Genomic DNA, 12,612 nt, shown 5'->3' with positions numbered 1-12,612 from the left:
GCTCAAGGGGCCACATTAGCGGCACCCGGTGGACAACTTGGCGGCCAGCAACACGCGGACAAGGCTCTTGGCCTCACTGCCTAGCTGGCGGCCGAAGTGGTTGAGGACTTCCTCGTACGTTTCGAAGCGGTTGACGGCGTTCGTCAGTTCCTGGTGGAAACCGGAGCGCTGCACCTCCAACCCAAAGACCTCGTGCGTAAGTACTCCGACGTTCTCTCCGAATGTCTCGATCTGGGGCCGCTCGGGTGCGCGACCGTCGTTCCATCGGGTCACCTTCCACACACAGCTGCGAGGCACCTCTTGGAGCACGACAGGAGAGTGAGTGGCGATCACCGCGACGCCGTTGCGGTCGATAAGAAGGTCGGACAGAACCCGGACGAAGGAGGCTAGCAGCGGTGGGTGGAGGTGAGTCTCGGGTTCGTCGACCAGTACCAGGGAACGCTCGGCGACCGCCGTCACCAGTCGGGTGACGGTCAGAAGAACTATCTTGTGTCCTGCGCTCAGTTTTTCAAAGACATCAGTTGTCTTCTCCCACAACTCTCCGCGGAACTCGTCCAGATCCAGCAAGGCCTGGTCTTCAAGTAGGGATTCAATCATTGACGCTGCTGGTATCTGCTCAAAGTAAGGGTCGCTCTGGAGGATTTCGACCAAGCGAAGCCATCGCTCTTGTCTCCCCAGTCGGAGGACATCCTCAATGCTCTCGGCGAAGTCGTCCAGCAGCTGAACCCTGTCACGACGGAACGGATCGTTCGTTTCTCTCAGGCCAATGAAGGCGTGCCCGACGACTCCCTCGGCCGCTGTGGTATCAGGGAGCGGGGCGAAAACGTCGAATGCGCTGAACGTGACCATGAGGCAGTTGGTGAATGCGGCATCGATGATGGGATCGATCATCTTTGTAGTGCCGACTGCTGCATGATCGGGATCCGGGAGCGCGAGCGAACTCGCGATGTTGCGCAGTACCGTCGTTTTACCTGACCCATTTCTCCCGATCAGTACATGGATATTCGTCGACGGGGTGGCTCCGACCGTCACTTCGAAGGTGAGAGCCTTGCCTGTCTCGCCCGGGTCATCCCCTGGTGCCGGTGCTACGTACTGGAAGCGGTAGTCGGTCAGGCGTGCGCCCCCGCGAGCCATTCTCCTGAACTGGTGCTCGACCGTCGGCAGTTCGACAGAGCGAAACAGCGATGTCTGGGTGACGTCCTCGTCGATGGCGAGGTCGAAGATGCCCTCGTCGAGGGCGATGTCACGAAGACCACGGAGGATCGCCAGGCGGGTGTCATCCCCGAGCTTCTGGATTTCCTCGTAGTAGCTGTCGTCTTGTCCAACAGAGAACTGATCGTGGTCCAGAGAGTTGAACAAACCCGCAGTGACAGGTCGTTGGTCGATTTCAAGGCCCAATCGGCCGATCTTCAAAGAGCCGAGTTGTGTGGCGTCACCGTTTCCATCGCGGAACCAGAGGTCGTAGAGGGTGTAATAGCCGAAGTCGTTCCAGCCGTCAGGTACGAGGATAGATGCTCTCGGGCCATCCGAAGATGGAAATCGTCGGCGGTCCAGGACCTCGAACAGCATGTCTCTCCCTCATACGTGGTGCTTGAGAGAGCACCGTACGGCCTCTTTGATCCGTGACGCGCGCACAGTGAGTCCCTTCACCGAACTGACGCCTAATCGTTGGGTAGCGGCACCTGCCAGACCAACTGGGTGCCGCGTTCGGGGAGGGTGCGGGCGCGAAGGTGCCTCCCAGAGCAGCGGTCCGGTCGGGGGAGGTTAGCGAGGGCGCTGCGGCGTCCGCCCTCGGGGAGGCCGACCCAGTCCGTGACGGTGATGGACAGGTCGGTGTCGGCCGTGAGTGTGGCTGTGACGGCGTTGGCCCGGGCGTAGCGGGTGGCGTTGGACAGAGCATCCTCCAGGACGGCGACGGCCGCGTCCGCGATCTCGGCGGGGACGGTGGCGTCGAGCAGGCCAGTCATCTGCAGGGTGGGGGTGAAACCTAGGGAGTGGGCGGCCCGGTCGACGACGTCAACGAGCCGGGCACGCAGACCACTCGCCGCCGGGCCAGACTCGCGCGGGTGCAGGCCGAAGATGGTGGCGCGGATGGCTCTCGCGGTCTCGTCCAGGTCGTCGATCGCCCGCAGGACACGGTCGGTCGCCTCGGGGCGCTCGATGAAGCGGGTGGCGCCCTGGAGGGTCATTCGGTGGCGAAGAGCCGCTGGACGGTTAGGTCGTGCAGGTCGCGGGCGATCCGGTCGCGTTCCTTCAGCGGGGCCACCTGCTTGGAGTCGCGGCGGGGCTCGGCGATCTCCATTGCCACGGCCGCCTGGCCTGTGAACCACAAAAGCGGACCGGACTCGTTCTCCTGGAACAGTGGGCCGGCAGCATGCCCCGGATGCCGCGCTCGGCGGTGCCCACGGGCACCGCGACCGTCGGGCCGAGCCCCTGTCACAGAGGCGGTCCTGCCACGATCCGGGGATCCTTCCGGAGCCACCATCCTGCCGGCGCGGAAGGCCGCTCCCCAGGAACGAGCCCTCGACCGGCAGCAGACCTGCTTCCCGTTGCCCGACAGTAGGCTGTTCGTCACCTCGGCGCTCGCCTCCAGCCAACGCTGCCGCCGGCGGGCGCGGGCGTACATTTTCGCGTTGCCGACGGCCGCCTCGGCGGCCACGGTGAGGGTCGCGACCATATGGGCATCACGGGACGCCTCATCACCTCCGGAGAAGCGGGGCGGCGGGCGACTGTTCCGATCGATGACTCTAGGCGGGAAATCCTCGGATAACCGATCACTGTCGACCGGATCCCTCTGTTGGGTCGGTTTCGTGCGTCAGGTGCGAGTGACGGCGATGAGCTTCCGTACGGCGGCGTTTGGGCGGGTCGCCTCCGGGCGTGGTCGGGTCCGATGCGGAGTCTTCCAGCACAGCGCTCGCATGGGCGAGCGCGTTCTCCAAGGCGGCTTCGAGGGGCAGCGGCAGGTTGCTGGTGCTCAACGCACAGGTTGCCAGCGACTCTTTGAGCGGATCGACCTGTGAGGGGAAGAGGTAGGAGAGGGCCGTGGGGTGTGTGAGGAGGTCCCGAAGTGCGTAGCCGTCACCGGACTCGGCGGTTCGGATGGCCAGGAGGCTTGCGAGGACTCGGGCAGCGGGGGCGCTCGGGGCTGGGGCGTCGAGGGCGGCGAGGGTGAGGCGGGTGGTGAAGACAGCCAGGCCCTCGGCTGGTTCGAGGGCGAGGCAGTGGTCGATTGCCGTTTTGGCGGCGTGTCGGTCGCCGGGGCGGCACAGGGTGGTGAGGACGGCGGTGACTGCGTTCTCCCAGGGTTCGCCGGGCTCGGTGGCGGCCAGCAGGGCGAGTGCGCCGGGGAGGTCGCCAGTGGTGGCGCGGGCGAGGACGGCGACCTGGCGGCCGTCGAGGATGCGCTGGCCGATGCCGCGGTGTTTCTCGATGTGGTGCAGGGCGTCCGTCCAGCGGCCGGCGGTGGTGAGGGCGCGGGTGCCGTCGGCGATGACGATGCGCCAGAGCCACTGGCGGACTTCGGCGCGTTGCTCGGAGGTTTCGGTGAGGCGGGCGGGGACGGTGATGCCATCGAGCGTTGTCTCGGTGGCGGTGGTGACCGAGTGGTAGAGGTCGAGGAGGAGTTGGTGGCCGCGTTGGTGGTGGCCGGCACGGATGTGGAGGCGGGCGAGGTTGACGATCGGTTCCAGGCCGCGGATGGCGCTCGCTGCGGGGAGTGGGCCGCGGGTGAGGTAGAGGGCGGCGTGGCGGTGGCACAGCTCGCGGGCGTAGTCGGGTAGGGCGAGGTCGGAGGCGAGGAGGGCGGCCTGGTTGAAGACGGTGGACGCGAGGCTCGGGTCGGCCTGCCGGGAGGCCGTGTCGGCCAGCTCGGTGAGCCGGCTGACACGGTCGGTCAGGGGCAGGCACGCGGGCCGGGGGCGGGCGACCAGCGGGAAGCGCTGGGCGATCGGTCCGGTCGGGTGCACGCGGGCTACTCCCAGGTGACGGTGATCGGGTGGTGGGGGCGGTCCAGGACGAAGCGGCCGGCGGCCGTGTCCGCAGTGGCGGGGGCGTCGGGGAGTTCGAAGCGCAGGGGCCGACCGCGGAAGCCGACGTTCCAGGTGTGGATCTGTTCGGCGACGAGGGCGGCGAGGGCGGCGCCCGTCGGGCCGTGGCCGATGACGCCGGTCTCGTAGGTCTTGCGGCCGGCGGCGTCGGGTTCGCCGGAGCGCAGGGTGAGGTAGGCGAGGGAGGCGGCTTCCACGGTGGCCATGGCGCCCCAGCCGAACATGGGGTTCACGCCGCGTTCGCGGGCGTTGCCGGTGACGCTCATCCGCATCAGGGAGTTGGGGAGGGTGAGGGCCAGCCACAGGTCCTGGTACTCGTAGGTGGTGCCGGCCGGGATGGTGACGCCGGTCCAGATGTCGTGGCGCTCGGTGTCGAGGACGCCGAGCAGCAGGTCGGTGTCGACCGCGTCGGTCTGGTCCTTGTGGACCTGGAGGGTGACGTCGCCCTCGTGGGTGAGGGGGACGGTGCGGCGGGCGTCGTCCATGCTGCCGCGCAGCGGCATGAAGACGGCGAGCTGGTCGTCGACGGACACCCAGCTGTTCTCGGCACGTTCGAAGGCGATGGTGCGCGAGGCGGTGCCGCGCAGGCGCAGGGGCAGGACGATGCGCCCGGTGGGCTTGACCTGCTGGAGCCAGGCGGTGGGCATCTCGCTGGTGCTCACGGTGGCGATCAGCCGGTCGAACGGGGCGGCGTCGCGGTGGCCGAGGGCGCCGTCGCCGAGGACGACGTCGACGTTGGTGATCCCGGCGTCCGCGAGGTGCTTGCGGGCGCCGTCGACGAGGTCGTCGTCCACGTCGACGGAGACCACGTGCCCGTCGGGGCCGACGATGGTGGCCAGGTAGGCGGCGTTGACGCCGGTCCCGGCTCCGGCCTCGAAGACGCGCTGGCCGGGCCGGGCGCCGAGTTGCTCCAGCATCAGGGCGACGATCGCGGGCTGGGAGGCGGCGCTGATCTGGGTGCCGGAGCCGTCGGTCTTGGTGTAGGTGGGGTTGTCGGCGTAGGCGGCCTCCAGGGGGAAGCCGGGCAGGAAGTGCTCGCGGGCGACGGTGCGGAAGGCGGTCTCGACCGCGTCGGTGCGGATGGCGCCCTGGTCGAGCAGCCTGTCGGTGAGGCTGTCGCGCAGTTGCTCGACGGGGGTGGTGTTGTTGTTGCTGAGCGTAGTCACGTGGGCGACCCTAGTGGTTGTGCGGATGGTGGACTGCGAGGGCTTGGGGCCTTCGCCGGAATGGAAGATGGTGTCCAACGCGCGTGCGGCGGCTGCGGATTGGTGCTCGACCGGAAGGCCGGAACGGTTGGCGTGGAAGATCATCAAGTGGGCGAGGACGGCGCGCAGTCCGCGGGTGAGGAGGCCGCCCCGTGCGAGACGGACCAGGTCCTGTCCGGTCTCCTCGAAGGCCTTGACCCAGTCGGCGTGTCCGGCGAGCGGTTCACCGGGGCGGGACAGCCGTCGGGTGTCGAGGGTCATCAGGCGGCGCATCGCGGTGGTCAGGGCGGCGGCCCGTTCGGGTGCGAGGGGTGGAGGTGCGGGGCGTTCGGCGGCGAACTTGGCCCAGACATCGCCCTGTTCGTACCAGTCGAGGCCGGCGGAGCGGAGCATGGCGGATACGAGGACGACGAAGGTCTCGGTGCGGCCGAGTGCTGGTGGGTCGGGCTTGGCGGCACGGGCCATCAGGTGGCGGCTGTCGGCGTGGAAGAGTCGGTGGGCGATCTCCATGGCCTCGGGGCCGCCGAAGGCCTCGGTCTCCGGCTCGTAGACCACTGTGGCCCAGCCTGAGAGGAGTCCGACGTCGACGAGGGTGTCGAGGAGCGCGGTGAGGACGGGGACGGGAGCGGTGGCGCGGTAGCGCAGCCGCAGCCCACCTTTGCGGATGTACCACCAGTTCTCCAGTGCGCCGGAGTTCTGGGCGTGGGCGAGGACGGGGGTCAGGTGGTGGGCGGTGATCTGGTGGACGGTGCCGGGGTCGGCGATGGTGAGGTCGTGCTGGATCCAGCTGGTGGTCATTGAAGGAGTCCTTGGTCAGGAGGTCAGGAGGCAGGTGTCCCAGCTGGTTGCGAGGGTGGTGCCGGTGGCGGGGGCGAGTAGGGCGAGGGCGGTGCCGGCGGCGCCCTCCAGGAATTCGGGTCCTGCCGTTGCCAGGAGGCGGTGTGCTTGTTCGTCGGGGTCGGCGCGCGGCGGATGGGCGGTATCGAGGAGCAGCGCGACGGCGAAGCGTAGGCGGGCCGCGTTGTCCGGGAGGGCATCGTCGGCGGCGCGGTGGGCGATGTGGGCGAGCCCGGCGAATCCGTGGCAGGCCGACAGGTCGGTGGTCGCGGCGAGCGCCTTCGGGTCCGTCAGCGCGGTGGCGAGGGCGTGCTCGGCATCGTGGCGCAAGCGGGAGTCGCCGAGAGCGAGGGCAGCGAGTTGTTGGGCGCGTGCGACGCCGGCGGTGCCGTAGCACCAGCTCGGCCGCTGCGGCGCCAGCGGCATGCGGGCGGTACCGTCCAGGTGGTTGGGGGTGATCCAGTACGGCCAGGCGTGGCCGTCGCGCTGGCGCTCCAGCCAGGCCAGGATGGTGCGGGTCGTCTCGCGCTGGCCGTCCACCTCGACACCTCGGCGTAGCGCGAGGGAGAGAAGGGCGAGCGGGCCGGCGATGCCGTGGGCGAGGCCGGTGTTGGCGTGCCCGCCGGGGAAGCGCTCGTCCGGCGTGCCGGAGGGACCGTCCGGGGTCCACCAGCCGGGCAGTGCTCGGCCCTTGTGTTTCACGTCGGCCGTGAGGCGGACGAGGTAGCCGAGGATGCGGTGGATCGCCTCGCCACTCGGGTCGCGGCGGAGAAGGACCGTGCCGACGCCGGTCAGGCCGCGGATGGCGTCGAACTCGGCGAGCACCGGCAGGTCGCCCCGGGCGATGCGGGCGAGGGCTTCGTCGCAGCGGCGCAGTGCGTCGACGGCGATGACGTCGTCCAGGTGGGTGAGGGCGCTGCTGTAGGAGCCGGGCCGTGCCTGCGCGGCACAGGCGAGAACGTGCGCGAGAGCCGGGGCGCCGTAGTGCAGGTAGCTGTCCGTGCCGCTGGTCACCGGCCCGTTGGCCGCGATGGCCAGCCAGGCGCGTACCGGCTCCCATGGGCCTCGTCCGGTGGCGGCGCGTTCGATGTGGAGCAGGGCGATGCCGGGTGTGCCGTGGGCGAGGGACTGGCGCCACTGCGGGCGCGACGACCATGTGGCCGGTACCGCTTCGGGGTCGGTGAGGAGTTCGGCGATCCGGTCGGACAGGCGGACGGCGGGGTGTGGGGTGTTCACTGGTCACCGTCCCGGGAGAGGCGCGCGAGGGCGGCGGCGCGGGCCAGGTAGAGGACCTGGGCTTCGTCGTCGAAGTCGATGCGGTGCGCGCGGACGAAGCCGCAGTGCAGCAGGGATCCGAGCACGTCGTCCGCGTGCACGCCTTCCGTGTACGGGCTGGGGAAGAAACGGCGGTAGGAGTCGAGCGCCCGGTGTCGGGCGGACCAGGCGTCCACGGTCGCGGCGCCGCCGGGTTCGGCACGCAGCGCCGCCCAGCCGTGGGCCGGGTCCGCCAGGCGCACGGCTTCGTGGAACACCGGCCTGGGGACGGCGGTCGGCGCCTGGCTGGGGACGTTGTCGAGGAGCCAGCGCAGGCCGGCGGTGGTCGATCCGGTGAATCCTGCGGTGATGGCGACTGCGTGGGCGGCGAGCAGGGCCTGCCGATCGGGAAGAGCGGGCTGGGACAGCTGGGCGAGGACGGCGGCGGAGTCGGCGCGGAAGACCTCCTCCGCCGCGTCCCAGGCTGGTCCCTCGCCCCAGCGCCCGGTTTCGGTGTACGAGGTGGGGTAGGCGACCTCGGACAGCAGGCCGGCCTGGTGGAGTTCGGCGGTCCAGGTGCTGATCACGGTGGCGGAGGGGCCGAAGGCGGCCGGCTCGGGCAGGGAGATGCGCAGCCGCAGGTGCTGGCGTGGGTCGCGGAAGCGGACGAACCACCACCTCGGCTGCCCGAGCTGTGCGAGGAGGTCGGGCAGGTGCCGGGCGAGGACGGTGTCCTGGCGTTCCAGGTCGCCGTAGAGGGAGGCGAGCAGCACGCGTGAGGTGCCAGGGGCGTCGCCGTGGCCTCGCCTCAGGATCCGACTCGGGGTGGGTTTGGGCAGACGTGGCCACGCCGGTGCCCGGGTGGCGGTGACGGGAACGACGATCTCGTGGGCCCGGCCGCCGGCCCAACCGAGGTCGACCGGGTCGGGTTCCTCGACGAGGACGGCGTGCGGTGCGGAGCGCAGGTGATCGCGCAACAGGGTCCGGTGGCCGGGATGGTCGAGGTCGAGGGGAAGGCCCTGACTGTCGGCGGCGAGCAGCACGTGCCGCGGGGCGCGGTGCCGCGTCAACCACGACGTGAGGGCCTCGTTCCACCTTCGCTGTGAGGAATCGCCGGAGGGAAGCTCGGCGGCGGTGAGGCGCCAAGTGGCGGAGGAGAGGATGACCCGCCGGTGCCGCAGCCGAGGCCGGAAAGGCAGGGCGTGGAGTGAGCCCCAGTCGAATCGGGTGACCTGTGCGGCCTGGGCGCGGGACAGCTCAGTGATCAGCCGGGCGAGCGGCGGGGTGTGGTGGCGGAGGTTGAGGGCATGGGTGGCGGAGGCCTCGATCCGGACGCCGAGTGCCGGTGCCGCCAGGTACATACGCCGCCCGTCGCAACCCACCGCCAGGTCCTGCGGGCCGAGCACGCCTTCGGTGGCGGGGCGGTGCTCGGCGAGGCTGATCATCAGCTGGCCCGTCGGCAGGCTCCGGGCGACGTGCCCGCTGGCCGGGTCCAGAGGCGGGAACGAGATCTGGGCGGCGACGGCGTGCTCGTCCATCGTCGGCAGGTCCGCCAGCAGGGTGGTGAACGCCGCCCGGTGCTCGGGTTCGAGGAGATGGAGGAAACGGCCGACTGAGACGCCGGCGGCCCGGGACGCCGAGACCACTTCCAGCCGGAACTCGCCCCGGTCGAGTGCCTCCCGGCTGCGGGCGTGGACGCGGGTGATGACCTCCAGGTGCGGAGGAAGGCGCGGTTCGTCCGGGCCCAGCTGGAGGGAGGCCAACAGCGCTTCGTCGAGGACGACCTCACGCTCGCCGTCGAGAGCAGCTCGCTGGGCGACCGCGGCGAGCAGCTCGTCGCGTTCGTCGAAGCGCGGCTTCTCGGACGGCCGGGCACCGGGATAGCCGTCCGGCCAGCCGATCCCGCTGTCGGCCACCACGTCGAGCAGCGGAACCAGCACGCCGCGGCCGTAGCGCTCGTAGAAGCGCTGGTGGTAGGCCCGCCACGCTGCTGTGCCGTTGGGCGCGGCACTGAGACGGGCCAGTAGGTGGGCGGCTCGGGCGGCCTCGTCGGCCACCGAGCGGGGGAGGACCAGGTCGGCGTCCAGTCGAAGGTCGACGGCGGGCACCGGACTACACCTGCTGGCGGTCCGGAGGACCGTCAGAATCTCGGCTGCCTCGGGAACACGCTCGGCGCTGATCTTCGACAAGACAGTGAGGAGGTGCCCGAGCGGGTCAGGGTCGGTCGCCGGAGCGTGCAGGTTCGTGATGAGCACACGCTGGGCGACGAGCTCGGACATGATGCCGGTGACCTGTTCGGCCGATGCGGTGGGGAAATCGGCATGGATGGTCTCGGCCAAGTCCTGGAAGCGGAGCGGAAGCCGGGCAGCGGAGAGGGCGAAGGCGACGGGGCGAGTGCGGCGCAGAGTCGTCTCGGCCGCGGCCGTGCTGCCGTCGGTCCGGGAGACCGGTCGGTGGGGGACGATGAGGCGATCGCCCTGCACCTGGACGGTGTTGTTCGCCGTCACGTCCAGGAGCGCCAGCACGGCGGGGCGGTGCTCCAACACGTCGACAGCCTGTGCGATCAAGGACTCCGAGGCGCTGGTGACAGCGTGGTGTCTGTCGCCCCAACGTACGACGCAGGACGGTCCGAACGATGCCGCCTGCACACCCGCGAAGTGTCCGAACGGGGTGGCGCGGCCGGCCGCGCGTAGGAGGTAGCGGGCGGTGGAGAGCGCGGCGCGCCGCACTGAGCGCGGGTTGGGCTGGGGGGCGCCGATCAGCTGGGCGATGCGATCGGCGAGGGTTGGGCTGGCCAGTTGGAGGGCCTGGGCGAGGTGGTCGTCGGCCCACAGGGTTCGCAGCCACTGTGCCTGTTGGAGGGTCTCGGCGGGTCCGGTGGCTGAGAGGTCGGGCCAGTTCGGCACTGGCAGGTCGGGGTGGGCGACGGCGCGTACGAGCGCCGCGTCAGCGGCGCGGTAGGCGGCCTTGGGAACGGGTGGGCGCATCGCTGCGGACCTCGGGATTCGGAGACAGATGCGGGGCGAGGACGGGTGGTTCCCCGGGAGCAGGTCCCGGGGAACCACCCGGGAGGGTCAGTGCACGCCGGTGGTGCAGGCGCCGCAGGTGGAACCGCAGCCGTCGTCGGTGAGGACCTGCAGGCTGGCCGCGTCGGCGGTCTCGACGGTGCGCACGTCGAGGTCGAACTCGTCGCCGACGGCGACGGCCGTGGTGGCCTTGGTCTCGGCCTGGATCATCTGAGCCATGGTGGCTCCTCCTTGAGGGTTTCCCTTGCGGGACCTGGAGCCGGAGCGCGGGTGCGCCCCGCGTCACCAGGAGTCGATGGGGCGGCAATGCCGCGTTTCGAGGGTTAGCTGCCCTGCGAGGTGGGCGGTCCGACGGAGGTTCCCGCGGGGTGGGTGCGCTCGCGAGGGGCGGAGTGGCTGCTAGGGCAGCACGACTGGAGAAATCCGGGCCCGAGAGCGAGCGCAGGGTGCGGATCGCCCAGCGCCCGCAGTAACAGCCGCTCACCCGAGAAGCCGGTGCGGCCGTGCAGCAGACGATGATTGTCCAGCACGACGCCCTGTCCAGGGGCCAGCCGAAGCCGCTGGGTGTTGCGGTCGATGGCCTGGCGCAGGGCGGGCAGATGCGCCTGGGCGTCGGGGGAGAACCGGGCCAGGTCGTCCTGGCGCAGCCGCAACCGCCACCGACCGTCGGGCAGCGGCTGGAACACCGGGGCGAAGTGGCCACTCGACCCGCCGAAGTAGGCGGCCCGCTCCGCGGAGAATGCCTCGATGGCGGCAGGGTGCTGCACGGCCAGCTCGGCGAGGACGGCCCGGCCGTCCACCAGCAGGGTCTCACCACCGCTGTCGCCGGCCCGCGCGCACGCCAGCAGAAGCAGACGCGGCGGATCCGGGTGCTGCGTGCACTCGGTGTGCAGAGCCAGCGCGCCGCGCCCCAGGCCCGCGAAGCCCGGCCGCCCGCTGTGGCGGCCGGTGTCGCGGATGACGGTGAGCCTGTCCGGGTCGGCATCCCGGTGTTGCCGCAACGAGGACATCAACCAGCCGGCGGCGAGAAGTACATCGTCGCGCCCGCCCAACCTGGCGAGCCTCAGCAGTCCGTCCTCGCGCAGCGCCTCACGGGCCTGCTCACGTGCCACTCCGTCCAGTCCGCCCGCGGTGAACTTGTCGCTGCTGATGCCACTGGTGTCGAACGACGGCATGGTGAAGCTCCCTCGTGGGGCCGAGCGGGTGGGAGACGACACACTCTCCACGCCTCGGCCACCGGATGGAAAGTGACAGATTGTCAAAGCGCGATCATCAGGCTGCGAGGTATCGCGCCGGTCCGAAACTGCTACGTTCGACACGCCCGTGACCGCCCGCGCGCCCCGGAAGAAGCGATGACCGAGACAGAACAGCCCTACGTGCCGAAGGCCTTCCCGATCTCCATCAAGGGCGTCGTGCTCGACCCGCAGCAGCGCGTGCTGCTGCTGAAGAACGAACGCCAGGAATGGGAGCTGCCCGGCGGGAAGCTGGAGGGCACCGAGACCCCCGAAGAACGGGTCGTCACCGAGATCCAGGAGGAGAGCGGCTGGACGGCGACCGCCGGCCCCCTCCTGGACGTGTGGATGTACGAGCCGATCCCCGGCCGCCAGGTCTTCATCGTCACCTACGGCTGCACCGCCACCGACGCGCACCAGGCCCCGGTCGTCAGCCACGAACACAAGGAAGCCGGCCTCTTCCACCGCGACGAGGTACCCGGCCTGGCCATGCCGCAGGGCTACAAGAACTCCATCGCCCGCTGGTACGAACTGCACCACCAGGACTGACAGTGAGGATGTGTGTGGCTTCCTTCGGTGGGTCTGACTCACGGACTGACCGACGCCGACAGGCTGTCCTTTAGTGGATATGTCGGCCCGCTCGAAGGAGCCACCGCACGCGACCGGACGGGCGCTCGTGACCTTATAGGAGCTTGGTCAGAAGCCCCGCCACTGTCTTGTCCGCCCGCCCGGCCGGCGCGTGCCGCCCCACCCGGTTCAGTGAGAGGACGGCAGTGACCAGCATGACGGATCAGGCCCTGGAAGTCATAGGCGGTGTCGACACCCACGGCGAGACGCACCATGCGGCCGTGATCGACCGGATCGGCCGCCATCTGGCCGACCGCGAGTTCCCCGCCACCGGCACCGGATACCGCCAACTACTGTCCTGGCTGCGCTCGTTCGGCACCATCACGGCGGTCGGGGTGGAGGGAACGGGCGCCTACGGGGCCGAGCTGGCCCGAACCCTGCGCCG

General features: G+C 70.1%; 11 protein-coding genes. 2 read left to right on the top strand and 9 right to left on the bottom strand.

Features of this window, described 5'->3' with window-relative positions; genetic code table 11:
- Nucleotides 1–15: 15 nt before the first annotated feature.
- The 9 genes from ACIQ87_RS33875 to ACIQ87_RS33835 all read right to left on the bottom strand — a co-directional run bounded on the left by ACIQ87_RS33875 (nucleotide 16) and on the right by ACIQ87_RS33835 (nucleotide 11,543).
- Nucleotides 16–1,569 (bottom strand): AAA family ATPase, encoded by a 1,554-nt coding sequence (locus tag ACIQ87_RS33875; RefSeq protein ID WP_402414471.1) that lies wholly within the window; start codon nucleotides 1,567–1,569, stop codon nucleotides 16–18.
- A 92-nt stretch (nucleotides 1,570–1,661) separates the two neighbouring features.
- Nucleotides 1,662–2,189: a hypothetical protein gene (locus ACIQ87_RS33870; RefSeq protein WP_402414469.1), complete on the bottom strand. Its 528-nt coding sequence runs from the start codon at nucleotides 2,187–2,189 to the stop codon at nucleotides 1,662–1,664.
- Nucleotides 2,186–2,302, bottom strand: coding sequence for a histidine kinase (locus tag ACIQ87_RS33865; protein ID WP_402414467.1), 117 nt, complete (start codon nucleotides 2,300–2,302; stop codon nucleotides 2,186–2,188). Before ACIQ87_RS33865 ends, ACIQ87_RS33870 begins: the two co-directional genes overlap by 4 nt.
- A gap of 472 nt (nucleotides 2,303–2,774) precedes the next feature.
- Nucleotides 2,775–3,965 carry a hypothetical protein gene (locus ACIQ87_RS33860; RefSeq protein ID WP_402414464.1) on the bottom strand — a complete coding sequence of 397 codons (1,191 nt, stop codon included), beginning with the start codon at nucleotides 3,963–3,965 and terminating at the stop codon, nucleotides 2,775–2,777.
- 5 nt (nucleotides 3,966–3,970) lie between these two features.
- Nucleotides 3,971–6,049, bottom strand: coding sequence for a methyltransferase, FxLD system (gene fxlM, locus ACIQ87_RS33855; RefSeq protein WP_402414462.1), 2,079 nt, complete (start codon nucleotides 6,047–6,049; stop codon nucleotides 3,971–3,973).
- Between the two features lie 15 nt (nucleotides 6,050–6,064).
- On the bottom strand, nucleotides 6,065–7,324 hold the full coding sequence (locus tag ACIQ87_RS33850) for a lanthionine synthetase C family protein (protein ID WP_402414460.1): 1,260 nt from the start codon (nucleotides 7,322–7,324) through the stop codon (nucleotides 6,065–6,067).
- Nucleotides 7,321–10,329, bottom strand: a complete 3,009-nt coding sequence (locus tag ACIQ87_RS33845) for a lantibiotic dehydratase (RefSeq protein ID WP_402414457.1) — start codon at nucleotides 10,327–10,329, stop codon at nucleotides 7,321–7,323. Before ACIQ87_RS33845 ends, ACIQ87_RS33850 begins: the two co-directional genes overlap by 4 nt.
- An 87-nt stretch (nucleotides 10,330–10,416) precedes the next feature.
- Complete coding sequence (locus ACIQ87_RS33840) at nucleotides 10,417–10,587, bottom strand: FxLD family lanthipeptide (protein ID WP_402414455.1); 171 nt, start codon at nucleotides 10,585–10,587, stop codon at nucleotides 10,417–10,419.
- Between the two features lie 104 nt (nucleotides 10,588–10,691).
- Complete coding sequence (locus ACIQ87_RS33835; protein ID WP_402414453.1) at nucleotides 10,692–11,543, bottom strand: TauD/TfdA family dioxygenase; 852 nt, start codon at nucleotides 11,541–11,543, stop codon at nucleotides 10,692–10,694.
- A 177-nt stretch (nucleotides 11,544–11,720) separates the two neighbouring features.
- Here ACIQ87_RS33835 and ACIQ87_RS33830 point away from each other — a divergent pair, with 177 nt between their 5' ends.
- Nucleotides 11,721–12,149 (top strand): NUDIX domain-containing protein, encoded by a 429-nt coding sequence (locus tag ACIQ87_RS33830; protein WP_402414450.1) that lies wholly within the window; start codon nucleotides 11,721–11,723, stop codon nucleotides 12,147–12,149.
- Nucleotides 12,150–12,382: 233 nt separating this feature from the next.
- Nucleotides 12,383–12,612: transposase (locus ACIQ87_RS33825; RefSeq protein ID WP_402414448.1), on the top strand; the 230-nt coding region annotated here is incomplete at its 3' end.

Source organism: Kitasatospora sp. NPDC096204 (assembly GCF_044763205.1).
Classification (GTDB): domain Bacteria; phylum Actinomycetota; class Actinomycetes; order Streptomycetales; family Streptomycetaceae; genus Kitasatospora.
The sequence above is the reverse complement of the archived record's forward strand: the minus strand, read 5'-3'. Positions and strand labels throughout refer to the sequence as shown.

Bases quoted from the DNA above. Each gene is read 5' to 3' on its own strand.
- fxlM (WP_402414462.1), bottom strand. From the start codon at position 6,049: ATGACCACCAGCTGGATCCAGCACGACCTCACCATCGCCGACCCCGGC.
- ACIQ87_RS33875 (WP_402414471.1), bottom strand. From the start codon at position 1,569: ATGCTGTTCGAGGTCCTGGACCGCCGACGATTTCCATCTTCGGATGGC.
- ACIQ87_RS33865 (WP_402414467.1), bottom strand. From the start codon at position 2,302: ATGGAGATCGCCGAGCCCCGCCGCGACTCCAAGCAGGTGGCCCCGCTG.
- ACIQ87_RS33830 (WP_402414450.1), top strand. From the start codon at position 11,721: ATGACCGAGACAGAACAGCCCTACGTGCCGAAGGCCTTCCCGATCTCC.
- ACIQ87_RS33835 (WP_402414453.1), bottom strand. From the start codon at position 11,543: ATGCCGTCGTTCGACACCAGTGGCATCAGCAGCGACAAGTTCACCGCG.
- ACIQ87_RS33845 (WP_402414457.1), bottom strand. From the start codon at position 10,329: ATGCGCCCACCCGTTCCCAAGGCCGCCTACCGCGCCGCTGACGCGGCG.
- ACIQ87_RS33870 (WP_402414469.1), bottom strand. From the start codon at position 2,189: ATGACCCTCCAGGGCGCCACCCGCTTCATCGAGCGCCCCGAGGCGACC.
- ACIQ87_RS33840 (WP_402414455.1), bottom strand. From the start codon at position 10,587: ATGGCTCAGATGATCCAGGCCGAGACCAAGGCCACCACGGCCGTCGCC.